This window comes from Vibrio pomeroyi, from assembly GCA_041879425.1.
GTDB classification, from domain to species: Bacteria; Pseudomonadota; Gammaproteobacteria; order Enterobacterales; family Vibrionaceae; genus Vibrio; species Vibrio pomeroyi_A.
This window is the reverse complement of the sequence record CP090854.1, coordinates 3,504,425-3,526,318: the sequence shown is the minus strand read 5'-3', so window position 1 is coordinate 3,526,318 and position 21,894 is coordinate 3,504,425. Positions and strand designations below refer to the sequence as shown.

The 21,894-nt window shown below is 46.1% G+C and carries 13 protein-coding genes, 2 tRNA genes and 4 rRNA genes; 15 read left to right on the top strand and 4 right to left on the bottom strand.

What is annotated here, in order from left to right; translation table 11 throughout:
• Positions 1-50: 50 nt before the first annotated feature.
• Both L0992_15665 and L0992_15660 read left to right on the top strand, forming a co-directional pair.
• Positions 51-362 (top strand): DUF3630 family protein, encoded by a 312-nt coding sequence (locus L0992_15665; GenBank protein XGB67086.1) that lies wholly within the window; start codon positions 51-53, stop codon positions 360-362.
• Positions 363-631: 269 nt separating this feature from the next.
• Entirely contained in the window at positions 632-1,303 is a 672-nt protein-coding gene (locus L0992_15660) for a 7-cyano-7-deazaguanine/7-aminomethyl-7-deazaguanine transporter (GenBank protein XGB67085.1), read from the top strand.
• Between the two features lie 108 nt (positions 1,304-1,411).
• On the opposite strand, the gene L0992_15655 is transcribed toward L0992_15660, so the two are convergent.
• Positions 1,412-2,017: a mechanosensitive ion channel family protein gene (locus tag L0992_15655; protein XGB67084.1), complete on the bottom strand. Its 606-nt coding sequence runs from the start codon at positions 2,015-2,017 to the stop codon at positions 1,412-1,414.
• Between the two features lie 479 nt (positions 2,018-2,496).
• On the opposite strand from L0992_15655, the gene L0992_15650 reads away from it, so the two are divergent.
• Positions 2,497-3,276, top strand: a complete 780-nt coding sequence (locus L0992_15650; protein XGB67083.1) for a TerC family protein — start codon at positions 2,497-2,499, stop codon at positions 3,274-3,276.
• 46 nt (positions 3,277-3,322) lie between these two features.
• Here the strand turns inward: L0992_15650 and L0992_15645 are convergent, their stop codons facing one another.
• The 3 genes from L0992_15645 to rhlB all read right to left on the bottom strand — a co-directional run bounded on the left by L0992_15645 (position 3,323) and on the right by rhlB (position 7,859).
• On the bottom strand, positions 3,323-4,801 hold the full coding sequence (locus tag L0992_15645) for a winged helix-turn-helix domain-containing protein (protein XGB67082.1): 1,479 nt from the start codon (positions 4,799-4,801) through the stop codon (positions 3,323-3,325).
• 247 nt (positions 4,802-5,048) lie between these two features.
• Positions 5,049-6,542, bottom strand: a complete 1,494-nt coding sequence (gene gppA / locus L0992_15640) for a guanosine-5'-triphosphate,3'-diphosphate diphosphatase (GenBank protein XGB67081.1) — start codon at positions 6,540-6,542, stop codon at positions 5,049-5,051.
• Between the two features lie 6 nt (positions 6,543-6,548).
• Entirely contained in the window at positions 6,549-7,859 is a 1,311-nt protein-coding gene (gene rhlB, locus L0992_15635) for an ATP-dependent RNA helicase RhlB (GenBank protein XGB67080.1), read from the bottom strand.
• Between the two features lie 111 nt (positions 7,860-7,970).
• Between rhlB and trxA the strand changes: the two genes are divergently transcribed.
• From trxA to L0992_15575, 12 genes are all read left to right on the top strand, one after another.
• Positions 7,971-8,297, top strand: a complete 327-nt coding sequence (gene trxA / locus L0992_15630) for a thioredoxin TrxA (GenBank protein XGB67079.1) — start codon at positions 7,971-7,973, stop codon at positions 8,295-8,297.
• 202 nt (positions 8,298-8,499) lie between these two features.
• Entirely contained in the window at positions 8,500-9,759 is a 1,260-nt protein-coding gene (rho, locus tag L0992_15625; GenBank protein ID XGB68745.1) for a transcription termination factor Rho, read from the top strand.
• A gap of 110 nt (positions 9,760-9,869) precedes the next feature.
• Complete coding sequence (locus L0992_15620; GenBank protein XGB67078.1) at positions 9,870-10,865, top strand: hypothetical protein; 996 nt, start codon at positions 9,870-9,872, stop codon at positions 10,863-10,865.
• 98 nt (positions 10,866-10,963) lie between these two features.
• Positions 10,964-12,805, top strand: a complete 1,842-nt coding sequence (ubiD, locus tag L0992_15615) for a 4-hydroxy-3-polyprenylbenzoate decarboxylase (protein ID XGB67077.1) — start codon at positions 10,964-10,966, stop codon at positions 12,803-12,805.
• Entirely contained in the window at positions 12,802-13,071 is a 270-nt protein-coding gene (locus L0992_15610) for a 2Fe-2S iron-sulfur cluster-binding protein (protein XGB67076.1), read from the top strand. Before ubiD ends, L0992_15610 begins: the two co-directional genes overlap by 4 nt.
• 20 nt (positions 13,072-13,091) lie before the next feature.
• On the top strand, positions 13,092-13,805 hold the full coding sequence (fre, locus tag L0992_15605) for an NAD(P)H-flavin reductase (GenBank protein ID XGB67075.1): 714 nt from the start codon (positions 13,092-13,094) through the stop codon (positions 13,803-13,805).
• A 546-nt stretch (positions 13,806-14,351) separates the two neighbouring features.
• Positions 14,352-15,906: ribosomal RNA gene (locus L0992_15600) — 16S ribosomal RNA — on the top strand.
• A 401-nt stretch (positions 15,907-16,307) separates the two neighbouring features.
• Positions 16,308-19,199 (top strand): 23S ribosomal RNA (locus L0992_15595).
• Between the two features lie 128 nt (positions 19,200-19,327).
• Positions 19,328-19,443, top strand: a 5S ribosomal RNA gene (rrf, locus tag L0992_15590).
• Positions 19,444-19,833: 390 nt separating this feature from the next.
• Positions 19,834-21,388 (top strand): 16S ribosomal RNA (locus L0992_15585).
• The 16S, 23S and 5S rRNA genes sit together here with 2 tRNA genes alongside, the layout of an rRNA operon.
• A gap of 67 nt (positions 21,389-21,455) precedes the next feature.
• Positions 21,456-21,532: transfer RNA gene (locus L0992_15580), tRNA-Ile, on the top strand.
• A gap of 14 nt (positions 21,533-21,546) precedes the next feature.
• Positions 21,547-21,622 (top strand) — tRNA-Ala (locus L0992_15575).
• The last annotated feature ends 272 nt before the right edge of the window (positions 21,623-21,894 follow it).

Genomic DNA, 21,894 nt, shown 5'->3' with positions numbered 1-21,894 from the left:
AGCTTCTAAAAACGATGAGATCATAGAAAAATAATAAGGTTGATAGGGACATGACAACACAAACAGAATTTGGCTTAAGAGAGTATTTGGCTGAGGAAGGACGTTTATTGATTACGTCTCCAAGTTTTGATTTTGATTCTTACGAAGTGTTAGGTGAAAAGCTGGTGGCATTGTTGTCCGCTTCTATAGTTGAAAAGCAATGGGATGCCGACATGCACTCTTGGTTGATCGATTTTGAAGATTGTAAGATGTTTTTAAAGTCTGAACATTACAGTGAATCAATCTGGTTTGAGTCGTTGAACGCGGAAGAGAGCCGAGAAGAGTTTGATTATCTCGCGACGCTTTTCAAGCGCGGTTTTTAACTTTTAGCACCGCTTCTAAACGTAGCTTTTAAGCCTGGCTTTTAAACTTGGTTTCTAACGCCATTTACCAATAAAAGTGAGAATAAACGTTTGCGTTTGTTCTCACCATTGCAGCCAATATTGATTAATGTATAATCGCCCGCCGCTCGATAGAGCAAATTATAGATACATTTTTAATTCACATTATTGGTAAGAGCTTTCTTAGTTTATTCGAAGAAATGACTCGATTTGGGTTCCCTCACCCCCAAACCAAACTAAAAAGGTACAGCATGAGTAACTTTACCCCTGCGCAACAGCGCAAAGCCTTAGCACTATTAGTTTTGTTCCATTTGGTCATTATTGCGTCAAGCAACTATCTGGTTCAGCTACCTTTTACCGTTTTCGGTATGCACACCACTTGGGGTGCTTTCACTTTCCCGTTTATCTTCCTAGCGACTGATCTGACTGTACGCATTTTTGGTGCGCAGCTTGCTCGTAAAATCATTTTCTTAGTGATGTTACCTGCACTGGCCGTTTCTTACTTTTTGTCAGTGGTGTTCTTTGAAGGCTCATTCCAAGGCTTTAGCCAATTAGGCGAGTTCAACCTGTTTGTTGCACGTATCGCAGCGGCAAGCTTCATGGCTTACTTACTTGGCCAGATCTTAGATGTTCACGTTTTCAACCGCTTACGTCAGCTTAAACAATGGTGGGTTGCCCCAACGTGTTCAACGTTATTCGGTAATGCCATTGATACCATCGCTTTCTTTGCGATTGCTTTCTACCAAAGCCCAGATCCATTTATGGCTGAACACTGGACTGAGATTGCTTTAGTCGACTACGGCTTCAAATTGATCATCAGCTTAGGCTTGTTCGTTCCTATGTACGGCGTGCTTCTGAACTACATTGTTAAGAAGCTGACTGCGGTCAACCCTGACTTTAAAGCGACAGGTGTTAACGCTTAGTTGCTATCGAAATGCGCGGTTATTCCCTTACTGTTAGGGATAACCGCGTTTCAACTCTCTTTCATTTTCTGCTTTCTTGCTTACACTTCACGCCTTCTCGTTTGTATTTCACACCTTAGCTTCAATCACACTCTCTATATCCATACCTTTGTCTTTGATTGCTCTCTTGGGCGTCGATGCCGCATATTTCAAATTCTTACCGGTCACCTTAGTCACGCTTTTCTGTAGTAGAAGAGAGTTTGGATAAGTAATGATGTTTCCTTCTGGGTGTCGAATAAGGGTATGAAACATCTTTATGTCTAATATCTTGCCTTCAATGCCGCCTCCATCCGCTACGACGATTGAATCCCCAATGCGGTAGGGAAACACAAAGAAGATAAGAAAGCTGGCGGTGATGTTGCTTAAAATTGACCACTGAGCAATAAAACCTACGCCTATGACGGTGAACACCGAAGAGATAAAAATCGAAAAGTTACCGTAACCGATACCACTGACAATCAAATACGTCGCGAACAAGAAACCGAAGTAAATGATACTAAAGCAGCGGTTGATAAAAGCGGTGCGTGTAGCGTCGACGGTTTTCTTTTGGGCGAGGGTGATGATGGCTTTCTCTGTCGAGCGTTTAAGTAGCCAGTAGATAAAGATGAACAGCATAGCGAGCAGCAAATCGTACTCTTTTAGCGTCATAAAAATGGTTTCGATGTAGCTTTGCATGGTGACCTCTGAATTGTTGAGGCTGCATTATTATGGCGCGCTGCTTTCAATACATCATTAAACCATTATCGTTTTATTCTCCTGCCCACTTCTCCAGTCTCTGATTGCCCAAACAGTACCTTACCTGCCAGTTAATGACTTTAACTTACTGATATAAATAACTTTATATTATTGTTATATCGTCTTTATCTATAGGTGACGCTTTGATGATGAAGCTATTTGACCAGTTCGTAGAATGTCCGGCCATTCACTACTGAGTTAGATTTCTGATGATACTGATTACTTTAAAACTGGCTGTATTCTGCTTTATGAAGCTAAGAAAGCAGGGCTATTTAGACGGCATTTTAGGTGCGCGCAATAACGTGGAGCCGTCATAACCATGATGACTTTATTTATTGTCCAATTAATGATGCTGTGGCTAATGGTTGAACCTTTAGCTTCTTTGGCTTGGTTGAAAATAACTCGAAGAAGAGGCCGTTATGTACGTTGATTATCTCGCGTCATTTAGCATGCTCTTGCTGCTCGAAGTTATTCTCGGTGTCGACAACATTATCTTTATCTCCATCTTGGTCGAGAAGCTGCCTGTCAGGCTCAGAAGTCGTATTCGTAATCTTGGTATTGGATTAGCGGTGTTAACCCGCATTGGTTTGGTGTTTTCTGTCACTTGGCTAATGTCGCTCACTGAACCTTTTGTCACGGTGTTTGACCGAGGATTATCGGGCAAGGACTTAATCTTGATTGTTGGGGGAGCCTTCCTTCTAGTTAAGAGCTTTAAGGAGCTGTTGGGTTGGTTGCTGGCGAAAGAGAAGAAAGAGAAAAGCGCGCTTGAGAATAGTGTCACTATGATCGTGTTGCAGATTATTGCGATTGATGCGGTGTTCTCGTTTGACTCAGTGATTACTGCGGTTGCACTGGTACACAATGTCGAAATCATTATCGCTGCGATCGTTATCTCTGCAATCATCATGTTGGCGGTGGCAGAGAAGATTCAGATAACCATTACCGCTTACCCAGGCTTGAAGTTGTTAGCGCTGTTATTCCTGATTTTGCTAGGGGGATTATTGGTTGTAGAAGGGTATGGGTTCCATGTGGACAAAAGCTATTTGTACGTTGCATTGGCGTTTGGACTGACACTCGAAATCTGCCATATTCTGTTAGATAGGCAGCTAACGAAAGACAAACAGTCTTCTGAACATGAACAAGCACCCGACAGCCAACTGAAAAACAGCAACGCACTATCTGGTGATGTGTTCCAATGATGTTCTGCTGCTAAATATTAAGCTTAACCTTGTTTAACGATAGTTATCACTCTAACTCTTTAAGCAGAGGTTCGAGATTACTGTCGAAAAACAGTGGGGAGGCAAGCTGGATTGCTTTGAGTGAAGAGTTCCCTTGCGTCGCTTTGATGTAGAGCTCTTTCGCTGCACCCGCATTACCGCGTGACTCCTCTGCTTTCGCAAGTAGTAGGTAGGTCAATATCGACTGATTCTGCGGTGGCATCGACAGCAAAATCTTCATCGCTTTTTCTGGCTCATCCTCAGAAAGGGCGATGATGGCGTTGGCATCATAGGCGCGGGCCAACATCCCTTTAGCCAATAATCGCTCTAGCCTTGGCTTCGCATCTTGGTTGAGTTGGGCAATCGCCTGCTTTTTACTGCCTGATGAGGCGTAAAAGGTATTCATTATCTTGCCGATGTAGTTCGCCACGAACACAAAGTCATTGCTCGGATCTAATTCCTGCGCTTTTTCAAAGTAATCCATCACCATTGGCAGTTCTGCACGGTTATACAAAACACCTAAACCACTGAGTGTGTACTTGAGCGCTTCGTCTTCTGTAGGTAGTTGGCTAATACTCTCTGTGAGCTCTTCTTTGGGTACTTTTATGTACAGAGAATCTAAGACGTCATCGACCATGCGATACAGCGTGTGATGAAGTTCTGGTAGCTCTGTTGGGTAACGACGGTTGAGGTGCGATCGATCAGATATGTTGTTGTGATAACGCATCGTGAGTCGCGTGTGTTTGCCGTCTCGACTTGGACTGGTACCAAAGGTGAGCTTGATAGCCGCAATTTTCTTTAATGGCTCACTGTGTACGATACGAATACCGCTGTAGGCACTCACGTATTCAATAAACTTGGTGACGGTACCGTAGAGAACCGGATCGGCTCTGACATCATCACTGATATCAAGCACCACATAACGAAATTCATAGTGTCTAAGCTGTGTTGTTGGTGCTGCCTCTTTGTTGTTAGTACTGCTGGTGGCTGAGTAGAGGATATAACCGGACTCTAAAACGACAATCGCACCAAGCAACAAACCAATCAGGAGGTTCTTTTTGCTAGGCTTGGTATCTTTCGTTGGTTCTTCGGGAGTTGTTGCAGCCACTGATGGTGAGGGCTGCGTGGTGTTTTCTATCGCTACAGGTTCTGGCTCTGCCGTTTGTTCGGTTTCGATCTTGCTTTGGATAACATCGGCTTCGAACTTATAACCACGCTTGGGTACAGTGATGATGTAGCTACTGTGTTGTTCAGAGTTCTGCTTGAGGACTTTACGCAGCTCAAAGACGGCTTGGGTTACCACTTGGTCGGTGAGGATCATACCGCTCCACACGTGGTCGATGAGCTCGTCACGAGTGTGGGTCTGCCCTGGGTTAAGGCACAGAAATTCCAAGAGCTTGGTTAAGCGCTTATCAATCGTCACTGTTTTGTTGGCAAAGAGAATCTGTCCTTCATTGGGTATGAACAGCCACTCATCCACACTAAAACACGAATTTTTCTCCAACATCCCTTTCTCCTGCATCCAAACAGAGTCCTTGTCATTCCGATCTACAATATTAACTCTATTACATAATGTAATGAATTTGTTGTAATTATCTAGTGGATTATCAGATGTGTGTGATGGGTTGAGGGTTTGATGTGAAAGATACAGCGGATTGTGGTTTTCGATAGGCCTAAAAAAGCTCTCAATACAGAGAGCTTTTCGGTATTACTTTGACGACTTTAACTTAGCAACGAGTGGCTTTATCTGTGTGCTATAGCTCGGCAATAACAAGAGGCCAACCGATGTCGGTTTGTCTGTTCGACTCGATCTCTAGCTCTGCAGCGGTCAGCGGGTTGTCTGCTAGCCATTGCTTCGAAAGCGTTAAGGTCAGGTTGTTGCCATCTGTCGTCAGCTTGAACTCAGGTTCTAGCGCTGGGTTACGGCGGTGAGTTAGCAAAATAGCCAAACGCAGAATGCGTAAAATACGCTTACTGCTGGTGCCTGAGATGGCGTGTTGCTCTGGCAATGAGGTTAACTGCTCGCGGTAACGACGTGTTAATTCACCCAAGTAGTATTTCTGTGCTCGGGTAAAACCTGGCAAATCTAAATTCTGTAGTAGGTAAGCGCTGTGCGCGCCGCCTTTTTTGAAATCGATGGTTAAACCAATTTCGTGAAGCTGGGCTGCGGTTTGTAATAGCACGCCAGCTTGTGGTTCTGAAACCCATGTTTCGGCGCCTGCTTGGTCTAGCAGCGTTTGTGCGACTACAGCAACTTGCTCACCGTAACTTACGTCCATCTGGTAGCGTGATTGAACGCTCTTGATGGTACGTGCACGGATATCGTCTTGGCGTAGCTCATCAACCATCTCGTAGGCCAGGCCTTCGCGGAGTGCTCCGCCTGCGAGTGTCATTGAATCGATTTCAAGTAGCTCAAAAATCGCAATAAGAATAGAAAGGCCACTTGGGAACACTAATGCGCGTTCAAGGGTCAGTCCTTCTATTTCTAGCTCTTCCAAGCGCTCAGTGATCATCGCTTGTTTCTGTAGGCGTTTAAGTTTGGCATGAGTAATAACTTCATCCATGCCTTGCGCTAACATGATTTCTTGCAATGCCTGAACGGTACCGCTGGCACCAACACACACATCCCATCCGATATCAGTGTAGCTATTTAGGATAGGAGCCAACGTCGACTTCGCCGCTTCAATGGCGTTGTTAAAGTTGGTTGCGGTTAATTGGCGATCTTTAAAGTGGCGTTCAAGCCAAGTCACACAGCCCATTTTTAAGCTGGTTAGTGCTTTCGCTGAGAAGCCTTCACCGATTATCATTTCGGTACTTGCGCCACCAATATCCACTACCAGTCGGCGGCCGCTGCCACCAGAAGTATGTGCCACGCCTTTATAGATAGTCGCAGCTTCTTCTTCACCAGAGATAACATTGATGTCGTAACCAAGAATCTGGTTCGCTTTCTCTAGAAAGATATCCACATTGATAGCAGTACGTAGGGTCGCTGTACCTACAATGCGGATATTTTCTTTCGGAATATCTTGCAGTCGCTCTGCAAAGAGACTCAAACAGTCCCAACCGCGCTGCATGGCTTCAGTACTAAGCACATTATTTTCATCTAAGCCTGCAGCTAAACGCACTTTGCGCTTAATTTTAGCCATGGTTTGTACGCTGCCATCGATATGACGCACAACGAGCATATGAAAACTGTTCGACCCGAGGTCGATTGCAGCGTAAAGCGGGGGTGACACTGTTTGGCTCATAAGCGACTAAGCTTCCTTGTTATGACGCGGTTGGCGTGGGCGACGGTTCTGGTTGGGTTTACGGTTACCGTTACGTGGACCATTGTTGTTTGAGCGACGTTGTTGCGGGTTACGTGTACGTAAACGCAATGGTGCCGGTAGATCTTCTAGTAGTGCAGAAGCATCGTAGTCAGACATTGGAATAGCGTGCTCAATGTATTCTTCGATTGGTGGCAAGTTGATTGCGTAATCTTCACAAGCAAAGCTGATCGAGTGCCCGCTTTCACCAGCACGACCTGTACGACCGATACGGTGAACGTAATCTTCACAATCGTCAGGTAGGTCAAAGTTGAATACGTGTGTTACTTGAGGGATGTGTAGGCCACGTGCTGCAACATCCGTTGCGACAAGCAGGTCAACATCGCCTTTAGTGAATTGCTCAAGAATCTTTTCACGTTTCTTCTGAGGAACATCACCTGTTAGCAAACCAACACGGTGACCATCGGCAGCCAAGTGGCCCCAAACTGATTCACATTTGTGCTTAGTGTTAGCGAAGATGATTGCGCGATCTGGCCACTCTTCTTCGATTAACGTTTGTAGAAGAGCCATTTTGTGTTCGTTAGAAGGGTAGAAAAGCTCTTCTTGAATACGATGACCAGTTTTACGCTCAGGTTCAACAACGACGTGCTCTGGGTTGTGCATGTGTTCGAACGCTAGCTCTTGTACGCGGTAAGAAAGCGTCGCAGAGAACAGCATGTTCAGGCGATCTTTTGGCTCAGGCATACGGCGGAACAAGAAGCGGATGTCTTTGATGAAACCAAGATCGAACATGCGATCAGCTTCGTCAAGAACAACAGCTTGAATATGGTTAAGGTTAAATACCTTCTGCTTGTAGAAATCGATGATACGGCCAGTTGTACCAATTAAGATATCTGCGCCTTCTTCGATCTTACCTAGTTGCTTGTCGTAGCTTTCGCCACCGTAAGCAAGTGCTGCTTTGATACCTGTGCTTTCAACCAGAGAGTCAGCATCGTTGTAGATCTGAATCGCGAGTTCACGTGTTGGTGCCATAATAATCGCACGTGGCTGGTTAGGCTTGCGCCCTTCATGCTCAGGTGTTTTTAGCAGGTGATTAAAAGTAGCAGTAAGAAACGCAAGCGTTTTACCAGTACCCGTTTGGGCCTGGCCTGCAATGTCTTGGCCGGTGAGCAGTACCGGGAGCGCCAAGGCTTGGATAGGGGTACAGTAATCGAACCCTTTTTTCTCCAATCCTTCAATGACTTGCGGGAGTAAATCCAAGTCGGCGAACTTTTGCTCTGTGATATGCGTCTTTTTCATTGCTATAGAATATCAGCTTAAGCTTGCAATACGAAAGTAAATACATTCCAATAGGGCATCTATTTACTGGTTATCATCCAACCAGTTCTAAAAAATACATTGGAGTGGAAGATGAGTGATAAGATTTTGCAGCTAACTGATGACGGTTTTGATAACGATGTGATCAATGCTGCAGGCCCGGTTCTTGTTGATTTTTGGGCTGAATGGTGTGGTCCTTGTAAGATGATTGCTCCGATTCTTGATGAAATCGCAGACGAGTACGAAGGCAAGCTCACTATCGGTAAATTAAATATCGACCAAAACGCAGGAACTCCACCAAAATTTGGTATTCGCGGTATTCCAACGCTACTTCTTTTCAAAGATGGTGGCGTAGCAGCAACTAAAGTTGGTGCATTGTCTAAAACTCAACTTAAAGAGTTCCTAGACGCTAACCTTTAATTAGGTGAGCATTTGAAAAGAAACCGCGCAGTTAACAAATGCGCGGTTTTGTTTTTTCTAAGCTATGGACTAGTCTTAGTTTTAGTGCTAATTTATCGCACGTTAATTGAACGAATTTCTCTTCTTGGTCGATCCTGCGTGACCAAATCCTTCTTAACTTAAGAAAACAGATCCTATTTTGACTAAACAAACTTCCACCACTATGAATCTTACTGAACTGAAGAACAGACCAGTGTCTGAACTTGTTAAACTTAGCGAAAGCCTAGGTCTTGAAAATCAAGCTCGCTTAAGAAAACAAGACATTATCTTCTCCATCCTTAAAGCGCATGCAAAAAGTGGTGAAGACATCTTTGGTGATGGTGTTCTAGAAATTCTTCAAGACGGTTTTGGTTTCCTGCGTAGCGGCGACAGCTCATACCTTGCTGGGCCAGATGATATTTATGTATCACCAAGCCAGATTCGTCGTTTTAACCTTCGCACAGGTGATTCTATTGGCGGTAAAATCCGCCCACCTAAAGATGGCGAGCGTTACTTTGCACTGCTTAAAGTAAACACGGTTAACTACGACAAGCCAGACAACGCACGTAACAAAATCCTTTTTGAAAACCTTACTCCTCTTCATGCCAACGAACGTATGGTGATGGAAGCTGGTAATGGTGCGACTGAAGATATCACAGCCCGAATCCTTGACCTTGCTTCACCAATTGGTAAAGGTCAGCGTGGTCTGATTGTTGCTCCGCCTAAAGCGGGTAAAACAATGCTGCTGCAAAATATCGCTCAAAGCATTGCTCGCAACCATCCAGAGTGTGAACTAATGGTTCTACTTATCGATGAGCGTCCAGAAGAAGTAACAGAAATGCAGCGCCTAGTTAAAGGTGAAGTAATTGCATCGACTTTCGATGAGCCAGCATCTCGCCACGTACAAGTAGCAGAAATGGTAATCGAGAAGGCGAAGCGCCTTGTTGAACACAAGAAAGACGTGGTTATCCTACTGGACTCAATCACTCGTCTCGCTCGTGCTTACAACACCGTGATTCCTTCATCTGGTAAAGTTCTTACTGGTGGTGTTGATGCGAATGCTCTACATCGTCCAAAGCGCTTCTTTGGTGCGGCACGTAACGTAGAAGAAGGCGGTAGCTTAACTATCATCGCAACAGCACTGGTTGATACTGGTTCTAAGATGGATGAAGTTATCTACGAAGAGTTCAAAGGTACAGGTAACATGGAACTGCACCTTAACCGTAAGATTGCGGAAAAACGCGTATTCCCAGCGATTGATTTCAACCGCTCTGGTACTCGTCGTGAAGAGCTTCTTACTAAGAACGATGAATTACAGAAGATGTGGATCCTGCGTAAGATTGTTCACCCAATGGGCGAAATCGACGCGATGGAATTCCTTATCGACAAGCTAGCAATGACTAAAACGAACGATGAGTTCTTTGACGCAATGCGCCGTCAGTAACCTTGACGGGTTTATAGTTATCAAAAAGCGCTGCCTTCGGGTGGCGCTTTTTATTTGCATTTTACAGCGCTAGCTTGCAGAATGACCAAAAGTGTTAAAAGGAAGTTAAAATGCAACATGGACTGTTGTCATCATTACTCCTGTCTACTTCACTGTTATTTTCACCGGTTGGTATGAGCTATGCCACCGAGATGTCTCCACTTACAGTTGAGTCTTGGCTTGAGAATGATCAAGTAAAACTGAAAACTGCTGAATTACTCGAGCTTGTTGTGCGTGATGAAGTCAATTCGTTACGTTTCGCGCTTGAGCGTCTGACATTTCCTCAGCAAGAGGTAGCTCGTTACCAACTTTTGAAGAAGATTGAGCAACAAAAAATTGCACTCACTCCTAAGATGTCTATCTTCATCGAGCAACAACTTGATCTCACGCCGACTTACCAAGTTTTAGAGCGTGGTGATGGATATGAGTTCACGGTACCTGCCTTTAATTACCCTTCGATTGCTAATCGATTAATCAAACAGTGGCACCAAGACCAAACAACATTGGTATTTGTGTTAGATGCAGAAAAACAAGAGCTCGACCTAAAAGAGTGGCTATCTGGCCCTGAGCATCAAGTTCAAACGCGAGAGGCTCTGTTAATAAGAGAGCTAGATAGTTTGTCACCTGAAGCGGTTGATTATCTGACTAAGCAACTCACCGCACCTTCTATTGTTAGTTGGTTACCTTCTACAGAGGTGGTGGTTCGATTAGCGCAAGTCAGCGAAGACCCGGAGGTCTACAAGATTCTATGGCGAATGAAGGCCGATTATCATAGTCAAGCCGAACTAGTGCGCCTTGCTGAAACTAAACAAACGTTCGCGCTTGAACAGGTAATGGCAGCGACTAAGAATCCGCGCTTGAAAGATGAGGCGATAACTTTGCTTACCAAGGTTAATCCGTTATCAGAAGAAGTGAAGCAGTTCCTTGTCTCTCGGATGGCGATTGCCGATGAAGCGCCATTAGTCGCGCGTGAACTGGCCAAACAAGGTCACACTCGCTGGTTGCAAGACCTCGTCAATGATAACCCTCAGGTGAAGAGCTCTTTGATCGAGCAAGCATTACCGTAAAGTGGATTTTGCCTCTCAATAACCACATTAAAAAGGGGGATCTCAGCGTCACCCTTTTTGATATACTGAGCGCAGAATAATCAGCATGTAGAAGTCCTATGAGTTTTAAAGATTTACGTGATTTTATCGACCATCTTGAAAGTATTGGTCAGTTGAAACGCATTTCTCACCCTGTCGATCCAGACTACGAAATGACCGAGATTAGCGACCGTACTCTACGTGCTGGTGGCCCGGCTCTTTTGTTTGAAAATCCTGTAGGCTATGACATGCCTGTTTTGACTAACCTATTTGGTACACCTAACCGTGTGGCTATTGGTATGGGTCGTCAGGAAGTAAAAGAACTGCGTGAAGTGGGCAAGTTGCTTGCTTACCTAAAAGAGCCTGAGCCCCCAAAAGGCTTTAAAGACGCTCTTGATAAGCTGCCAGTGTTTAAGCAAGTCTTAAACATGCCGGCTAAACGCCTTCGCAAAGCGGCTTGCCAACAAGTGGTTTGGCAAGGTAATGAGGTCGACCTAGATAAAATTCCTGTGATGAGTTGCTGGGCCGACGATGTCGCGCCATTGCTAACATGGGGTTTAACGGTTACTCGTGGTCCAAATAAAAAACGCCAAAACTTAGGTATCTATCGCCAGCAAAAGATCGGTAAAAACAAAATCATCATGCGTTGGTTAGCCCATCGTGGTGGTGCGCTTGATCTACGCGATTGGATGGAAACCAACCCAGGTAAACCATTTCCGATATCTGTAGCATTTGGCGCAGACCCTGCCACCATTCTTGGCGCGGTGACACCAGTACCAGATACCTTATCGGAATACGCATTTGCAGGATTGCTGCGTGGTAGTAAAACTGAGGTCGTTAAATCAATCAGTAATGACCTAGAGGTACCAGCAAGTGCGGAAATCGTAATGGAAGGCTACATCGACCCGAATGAGTTCGCGGACGAAGGCCCATACGGAGACCACACGGGTTACTACAACGAGAAAGAAAAGCACCACGTATTTACGATTACTCATGTAACCATGCGCGAGAACCCTATTTATCACAGCACGTATACTGGCCGTCCGCCTGATGAGCCAGCGGTATTGGGTGTTGCACTAAATGAAGTGTTTGTTCCTATTCTTCAAAAGCAGTTCCCTGAGATCGAAGATTTCTACCTGCCGCCTGAAGGTTGTTCGTACCGAATGGCGGTAGTGACAATGAAGAAGCAATACCCAGGTCACGCTAAGCGAGTGATGATGGGTGTATGGTCTTTCTTGCGTCAATTCATGTACACCAAATTTGTATTGGTGTGCGATGAGGATGTGAACGCACGTGATTGGTCTCAAGTAACCGCTGCGATGTGTAAATATATGGATCCGTCACGCGATAGCTTGATGATAGAGAACACACCGATCGACTCGTTAGATTTTGCGTCTCCAGTGGTTGGATTGGGTTCTAAGATGGGCTTAGACATCACCAAGAAGTGGGATGCGGAGTTAGCATTATCGCCAGACGTTGAATCTGCGCCTGTAAGTAGTGAACATATCGAAGGTAGCCTGGCTGAGTTAACTAAGGCTCACCCTGAAATTATTGATATTCATCTACAGAACGACAACGCCAGCATGGTTGTTGTGTCTATTGATAAGCAAGTTGCAGGGAATGGTAAGAAAATCATGGAAGCGGTTTGGTCTCAATTTGATGAGAACAAGTTTGTTATCGTGTGTGATGGTGATGTCAACGTGAGTGACTGGAATGACATCATTTGGGCGGTAACCACCAGAATGGATCCGGCCAGAGATACATTGTTCCTACAGAACGAAACTGGACACTCCAAAATGGGACTAGATGCGACCAATAAATGGGAAGGCGAATGTCTTCGCGAGTGGGGCGTTCCTATTACAAAAGATCCTGATGTGGTTAAAAAGATTGATAGCATCTGGGAACAGCTAGGAATTTCATGAGCTACCAAGTAGTCTTATATCCAGAAAACATCAGTTTCACAGTAGAAAAAGGGCAAACGGTCTTGGATGCTGCGCTCAACAGCGATATCTATTTCCCAAACCGTTGCCAAGTTGGCGCATGCGCGATGTGTATGTGCAAAAAATTAGAAGGACAAGTGAGTTACCACCTTGAACCCATGCTCACAGAGAAAGAGCAGGAACAGGGCTGGATTTTCGCTTGCCAAGCATTTGCAGAAAGTAATTTAGTTCTAACCTTTGCCGATTAAGGGTTAGTAAGAGGAAGAACATGACTATTAAATGTAAAGTGAAGTCTATCGAGCCTTTGGCTTGTAACACTTACCAAATCCTACTTCACCCAGAAACACCAGTCGCTTTTAAAGCGGGTCAGTACCTGATGGTTGAAATGGGCGAGAAAGATAAACGTCCATTTTCTATTGCAAGCAGCCCATGCCGCCATGAAGGTGAGCTTGAGTTACACATTGGTGCCGCTGAGCACAATGCTTACGCATTAGAAGTTGTTGAGGCGATGAAGAAAGCACAAGCTGAAGATGGCGATATTGCTATTGATGCACCACACGGTGATGCGTGGGTTAAAGAAGAAAGCGAACGTCCTCTATTATTGATTGCTGGTGGTACTGGTTTTAGCTATGTGCGTTCTATCCTAGACCACTGCATCGCGCAAAACAGCAAAAAAGAGATTCACTTATACTGGGGTGCAAAAGACGAGTGCCAGCTATACGCAAAAGAAGAGCTAGTAGGCATCGCAGAAAAGCACAGCAATGTGCACTTTGTACCAGTAGTAGAAGAAGCACCTGAAGTATGGCACGGCCAAACTGGTAATGTACTTGAAGCAATTACGCAAAGTTTCGAATCACTGGCTGATTTCGATATCTATATTGCAGGTCGTTTTGAAATGGCAGGTGCTGCAAGAGACCTATTTACTCAGAATAAAGAAGCAAAGCGTGACCATATGTACGCTGATGCTTACGCCTTTATCTAATAATACTCTTAGATTTTGAGTAAAAAGAGAGCAGAAATGCTTTCTTTTTTACGTTTAGGTGAACTATTAGGCAGTTAACCTCTATTTATTCATTTTTTATGAAAAAGTAGTTGCTAACCTGAGAGGGTTCCCTATAATGCGACCCCACTGAGACGGCAGACGCCACAAGGCTTCAGCAAGAATCAGTAAGACGGAAAGCGACAAAAAATTAATTTTCAAAAAGTGTTTGACACTGAATGTTAATTCGCTAGAATGGCCGTCCACTTCGAGAGGCTCCTTACTTAAAAGGAACGCTCAACAAGTAAAGCTCTTTAACAATTTAAACCTATCAATCTGTGTGGGCACTCGTTGATGAATATCAAAACGTTTTATCGTTAGATAAAACAGATTCTTCGGAATCAAAATGATTTCAATGAACTGAGTGACCAATACAAATAACTTCGGTTATTTGGCACAGTCAATTCATTATCATTCTGTTGGAATGATAATAACTTTAAAATTACACAGTAGTTTTGAAGTCAGTATTCATTGAGTCGACAAAATCTTAAATTGAAGAGTTTGATCATGGCTCAGATTGAACGCTGGCGGCAGGCCTAACACATGCAAGTCGAGCGGAAACGACACTAACAATCCTTCGGGTGCGTTAATGGGCGTCGAGCGGCGGACGGGTGAGTAATGCCTAGGAAATTGCCTTGATGTGGGGGATAACCATTGGAAACGATGGCTAATACCGCATAATGCCTACGGGCCAAAGAGGGGGACCTTCGGGCCTCTCGCGTCAAGATATGCCTAGGTGGGATTAGCTAGTTGGTGAGGTAATGGCTCACCAAGGCGACGATCCCTAGCTGGTCTGAGAGGATGATCAGCCACACTGGAACTGAGACACGGTCCAGACTCCTACGGGAGGCAGCAGTGGGGAATATTGCACAATGGGCGAAAGCCTGATGCAGCCATGCCGCGTGTATGAAGAAGGCCTTCGGGTTGTAAAGTACTTTCAGTTGTGAGGAAGGGGGTGTAGTTAATAGCTGCATCTCTTGACGTTAGCAACAGAAGAAGCACCGGCTAACTCCGTGCCAGCAGCCGCGGTAATACGGAGGGTGCGAGCGTTAATCGGAATTACTGGGCGTAAAGCGCATGCAGGTGGTTCATTAAGTCAGATGTGAAAGCCCGGGGCTCAACCTCGGAACTGCATTTGAAACTGGTGAACTAGAGTACTGTAGAGGGGGGTAGAATTTCAGGTGTAGCGGTGAAATGCGTAGAGATCTGAAGGAATACCAGTGGCGAAGGCGGCCCCCTGGACAGATACTGACACTCAGATGCGAAAGCGTGGGGAGCAAACAGGATTAGATACCCTGGTAGTCCACGCCGTAAACGATGTCTACTTGGAGGTTGTGGCCTTGAGCCGTGGCTTTCGGAGCTAACGCGTTAAGTAGACCGCCTGGGGAGTACGGTCGCAAGATTAAAACTCAAATGAATTGACGGGGGCCCGCACAAGCGGTGGAGCATGTGGTTTAATTCGATGCAACGCGAAGAACCTTACCTACTCTTGACATCCAGAGAAGCCAGCGGAGACGCAGGTGTGCCTTCGGGAGCTCTGAGACAGGTGCTGCATGGCTGTCGTCAGCTCGTGTTGTGAAATGTTGGGTTAAGTCCCGCAACGAGCGCAACCCTTATCCTTGTTTGCCAGCGAGTAATGTCGGGAACTCCAGGGAGACTGCCGGTGATAAACCGGAGGAAGGTGGGGACGACGTCAAGTCATCATGGCCCTTACGAGTAGGGCTACACACGTGCTACAATGGCGCATACAGAGGGCAGCAAGCCAGCGATGGTAAGCGAATCCCAAAAAGTGCGTCGTAGTCCGGATTGGAGTCTGCAACTCGACTCCATGAAGTCGGAATCGCTAGTAATCGTAGATCAGAATGCTACGGTGAATACGTTCCCGGGCCTTGTACACACCGCCCGTCACACCATGGGAGTGGGCTGCAAAAGAAGTGGGTAGTTTAACCTTTCGGGGAGGACGCTCACCACTTTGTGGTTCATGACTGGGGTGAAGTCGTAACAAGGTAGCCCTAGGGGAACCTGGGGCTGGATCACCTCCTTATACGAAGATATTCACGATAAGTGTCCACACAGATTGATGGTTTAGATTTAGTTAAAGCCAGAGCTTTAATTAATAACGCAAGTTATTGATTAAAGCTTTTTGCTTTATGCTCTTTAACAATTTGGAAAGCTGACTGATTGATTACTTACGAGTAATTCAATCAAATTTAAAAGTTCTCAATGTTTATCTGCTCTTAGTTAATAAGAACGGTATAAACACAACAAACACATTCAAGTGTCTTGTATTCGAATCAAACTTAGTTTGATTCACATTGAGTCCGGCAAACAGTCATTGAGAATTAACCCTTCTTAATGACAACCAAAAACCTTGGTTAGTTGCCATACTAGTTTGTTTTCACTTTTCAAAAGTGAAAGTAAAACAGAGACCCTTTCGGGTTGTATGGTTAAGTGACTAAGCGTACACGGTGGATGCCTTGGCAGTCAGAGGCGATGAAAGGCGTAATAACTTGCGATAAGCCCAGATTAGGTAGTAATAACCTTTAAGTCTGGGATTCCTGAATGGGGAAACCCACTTACATAAGTAAGTATCCTGTTGTGAATACATAGCAACAGGAGGCAAACCGGGGGAACTGAAACATCTAAGTACCCCGAGGAAGAGAAATCAACCGAGATTCCGAAAGTAGCGGCGAGCGAAATTGGATTAGCCCTTAAGCTTTTAATGAGACAGATGAAGGCTCTGGAAAGTGCCGCAATAAAGGGTGATAGCCCCGTAATCGACATCTCATCATCAGTGAAAACGAGTAGGGCGGGACACGTGATATCCTGTCTGAATATGGGGGGACCATCCTCCAAGGCTAAATACTACTGACTGACCGATAGTGAACCAGTACCGTGAGGGAAAGGCGAAAAGAACCCCTGTGAGGGGAGTGAAATAGAACCTGAAACCGTGTACGTACAAGCAGTAGGAGCACCTTCGTGGTGTGACTGCGTACCTTTTGTATAATGGGTCAGCGACTTAATTTTAGTAGCAAGGTTAACCGTTTAGGGGAGCCGTAGGGAAACCGAGTCTTAACTGGGCGTACAGTTGCTAGGATTAGACCCGAAACCAGGTGATCTAGCCATGGGCAGGTTGAAGGTTGAGTAACATCAACTGGAGGACCGAACCGACTAATGTTGAAAAATTAGCGGATGACTTGTGGCTAGGGGTGAAAGGCCAATCAAACCTGGAGATAGCTGGTTCTCCCCGAAAGCTATTTAGGTAGCGCCTCGGACGAATACTACTGGGGGTAGAGCACTGTTAAGGCTAGGGGGTCATCCCGACTTACCAACCCTTTGCAAACTCCGAATACCAGTAAGTACTATCCGGGAGACACACGGCGGGTGCTAACGTCCGTCGTGGAGAGGGAAACAACCCAGACCGCCAGCTAAGGTCCCAAAGTATAGCTAAGTGGGAAACGATGTGGGAAGGCTCAGACAGCCAGGATGTTGGCTTAGAAGCAGCCATCATTTAAAGAAAGCGTAATAGCTCACTGGTCGAGTCGGCCTGCGCGGAAGATGTAACGGGGCTAAGCTATACACCGAAGCTGCGGCTACGTACCTTAGGGTGCGTGGGGTAGGGGAGCGTTCTGTAAGCCGTTGAAGGTGGTCTGTAAGGGCTGCTGGAGGTATCAGAAGTGCGAATGCTGACATGAGTAACGATAAAGGGAGTGAAAAACTCCCTCGCCGGAAGACCAAGGGTTCCTGTCCAACGTTAATCGGGGCAGGGTAAGTCGACTCCTAAGGCGAGGCCGAAAGGCGTAGTCGATGGGAAACGGGTTAATATTCCCGTACTTCTTACAATTGCGATGGGGGGACGGAGAAGGCTAGGTGGGCCTGGCGACGGTTGTCCAGGTTCAAGTATGTAGGCGGAAAGTTTAGGTAAATCCGGACTTTCTTAACGCTGAGATACGATGTCGAGCTACTACGGTAGTGAAGTCATTGATGCCATGCTTCCAGGAAAAGCCTCTAAGCTTCAGATTGTAAGGAATCGTACCCCAAACCGACACAGGTGGTCGGGTAGAGAATACCAAGGCGCTTGAGAGAACTCGGGTGAAGGAACTAGGCAAAATGGTACCGTAACTTCGGGAGAAGGTACGCTCTTATCAGTGAAGTCCCTTGCGGATGGAGCAGACGAGAGTCGCAGATACCAGGTGGCTGCAACTGTTTATTAAAAACACAGCACTGTGCAAAATCGTAAGATGACGTATACGGTGTGACGCCTGCCCGGTGCCGGAAGGTTAATTGATGGGGTTAGACTTCGGTCGAAGCTCTTGATCGAAGCCCCGGTAAACGGCGGCCGTAACTATAACGGTCCTAAGGTAGCGAAATTCCTTGTCGGGTAAGTTCCGACCTGCACGAATGGCGTAATGATGGCCACGCTGTCTCCACCCGAGACTCAGTGAAATTGAAATCGCTGTGAAGATGCAGTGTACCCGCGGCTAGACGGAAAGACCCCGTGAACCTTTACTACAGCTTGGCACTGAACATTGAACCTACATGTGTAGGATAGGTGGGAGACTATGAAACCGCGTCGCTAGATGTGGTGGAGTCGTCCTTGAAATACCACCCTTGTAGTTTTGATGTTCTAACGTTGGTCCCTGAATCGGGATTACGGACAGTGCCTGGTGGGTAGTTTGACTGGGGCGGTCTCCTCCCAAAGAGTAACGGAGGAGCACGAAGGTGGGCTAAACACGGTTGGACATCGTGTGGTTAGTGCAATGGCATAAGCCCGCTTGACTGCGAGAATGACAATTCGAGCAGGTGCGAAAGCAGGTCATAGTGATCCGGTGGTTCTGAATGGAAGGGCCATCGCTCAACGGATAAAAGGTACTCCGGGGATAACAGGCTGATACCGCCCAAGAGTTCATATCGACGGCGGTGTTTGGCACCTCGATGTCGGCTCATCACATCCTGGGGCTGAAGTCGGTCCCAAGGGTATGGCTGTTCGCCATTTAAAGTGGTACGCGAGCTGGGTTTAGAACGTCGTGAGACAGTTCGGTCCCTATCTGCCGTGGGCGTTGGAAAATTGAAGGGGGCTGCTCCTAGTACGAGAGGACCGGAGTGGACGAACCTCTGGTGTTCGGGTTGTCATGCCAATGGCATTGCCCGGTAGCTAAGTTCGGAATCGATAACCGCTGAAAGCATCTAAGCGGGAAGCGAGCCCTGAGATGAGTTTTCCCTGACGCTATAAGCGTCCTTAAGGGTTGTTCAAGACTAGAACGTTGATAGGCAGGGTGTGTAAGTGCTGCGAGGCATTGAGCTAACCTGTACTAATTGCCCGTGAGGCTTAACCATACAACACCCAAGGGGTTTTGTGGACTCAAAGACAGACCTTGAATGAGTTTGAAGAGACACTTTTAAATACAGTTTTCCAGATTATTTTGCCTTCAGTTTTAAAAAACTGAAAGTAAAAGCAAAATTTGCTTGGCGACCATAGCATTGTGGACCCACCTGATTCCATGCCGAACTCAGAAGTGAAACACAATAGCGCCGATGGTAGTGTGGGGCTTCCCCATGTGAGAGTAGGACATCGCCAGGCTTTAATTTCGACTTTGTTTACTAAGTAGACAAGTCACCATAGAGTTCTAAGTTTTCTTAGTATTTTATGTTGACTTTCAAAGTAGAAAGCGTATTATACGCGTCCTGCTTAAGTGCTAAGGCACTGAAAGCAAAGCTCTTTAACAATTTAAACCTATCAATCTGTGTGGGCACTCGTTGATGAATATCAAAACGTTTTATCGTTAGATAAAACAGATTCTTCGGAATCAAAATTGATTTCAATGAACTGAGTGACCAATACAAATAACCTCGGTTATTTGGCACAGTCAATTCATTACCATTCTGTTGGAATGGTAATAGCTTTAGAATTACATGTTTACTTCGGTAAATATTAGTTTTGAAGTCAGTATTCGTTGAGTCACAAAATCTTAAATTGAAGAGTTTGATCATGGCTCAGATTGAACGCTGGCGGCAGGCCTAACACATGCAAGTCGAGCGGAAACGACACTAACAATCCTTCGGGTGCGTTAATGGGCGTCGAGCGGCGGACGGGTGAGTAATGCCTAGGAAATTGCCTTGATGTGGGGGATAACCATTGGAAACGATGGCTAATACCGCATAATGCCTACGGGCCAAAGAGGGGGACCTTCGGGCCTCTCGCGTCAAGATATGCCTAGGTGGGATTAGCTAGTTGGTGAGGTAATGGCTCACCAAGGCGACGATCCCTAGCTGGTCTGAGAGGATGATCAGCCACACTGGAACTGAGACACGGTCCAGACTCCTACGGGAGGCAGCAGTGGGGAATATTGCACAATGGGCGAAAGCCTGATGCAGCCATGCCGCGTGTATGAAGAAGGCCTTCGGGTTGTAAAGTACTTTCAGTTGTGAGGAAGGGGGTGTAGTTAATAGCTGCATCTCTTGACGTTAGCAACAGAAGAAGCACCGGCTAACTCCGTGCCAGCAGCCGCGGTAATACGGAGGGTGCGAGCGTTAATCGGAATTACTGGGCGTAAAGCGCATGCAGGTGGTTCATTAAGTCAGATGTGAAAGCCCGGGGCTCAACCTCGGAACTGCATTTGAAACTGGTGAACTAGAGTACTGTAGAGGGGGGTAGAATTTCAGGTGTAGCGGTGAAATGCGTAGAGATCTGAAGGAATACCAGTGGCGAAGGCGGCCCCCTGGACAGATACTGACACTCAGATGCGAAAGCGTGGGGAGCAAACAGGATTAGATACCCTGGTAGTCCACGCCGTAAACGATGTCTACTTGGAGGTTGTGGCCTTGAGCCGTGGCTTTCGGAGCTAACGCGTTAAGTAGACCGCCTGGGGAGTACGGTCGCAAGATTAAAACTCAAATGAATTGACGGGGGCCCGCACAAGCGGTGGAGCATGTGGTTTAATTCGATGCAACGCGAAGAACCTTACCTACTCTTGACATCCAGAGAAGCCAGCGGAGACGCAGGTGTGCCTTCGGGAGCTCTGAGACAGGTGCTGCATGGCTGTCGTCAGCTCGTGTTGTGAAATGTTGGGTTAAGTCCCGCAACGAGCGCAACCCTTATCCTTGTTTGCCAGCGAGTAATGTCGGGAACTCCAGGGAGACTGCCGGTGATAAACCGGAGGAAGGTGGGGACGACGTCAAGTCATCATGGCCCTTACGAGTAGGGCTACACACGTGCTACAATGGCGCATACAGAGGGCAGCAAGCTAGCGATAGTGAGCGAATCCCAAAAAGTGCGTCGTAGTCCGGATTGGAGTCTGCAACTCGACTCCATGAAGTCGGAATCGCTAGTAATCGTAGATCAGAATGCTACGGTGAATACGTTCCCGGGCCTTGTACACACCGCCCGTCACACCATGGGAGTGGGCTGCAAAAGAAGTGGGTAGTTTAACCTTTCGGGGAGGACGCTCACCACTTTGTGGTTCATGACTGGGGTGAAGTCGTAACAAGGTAGCCCTAGGGGAACCTGGGGCTGGATCACCTCCTTATACGAAGATATTCACGATAAGTGTCCACACAGATTGATTAGGTTTAGAAAAGTTAAGAGACGATATTGGGTCTGTAGCTCAGCTGGTTAGAGCGCTCGCCTGATAAGCGGGAGGTCGGTGGTTCAAGTCCACTCAGACCCACCAATATCGACCTAGATGGGGCTATAGCTCAGCTGGGAGAGCGCCTGCCTTGCACGCAGGAGGTCTGCGGTTCGATCCCGCATAGCTCCACCATCTTTAAGGGTTTTTCCCTAAGAATCTTTAAAAATGGTTTCGAAAGAAATCAAGCTCTTTAACAATTTGGAAAGCTGACTGATTGATTACTTACGAGTAATTCAATCAAATTTAAAAGTTCTCAATGTTTATCTGCTCTTAGTTAATAAGAACGGTATAAACACAACAAACACATTCAAGTGTCTTGTATTCGATTCAAATTCGTTTGAATCACATTGAGTCCGGCAAACAGTCATTGAGAATTAACCCTTCTTAATGACAACCAAAAACCT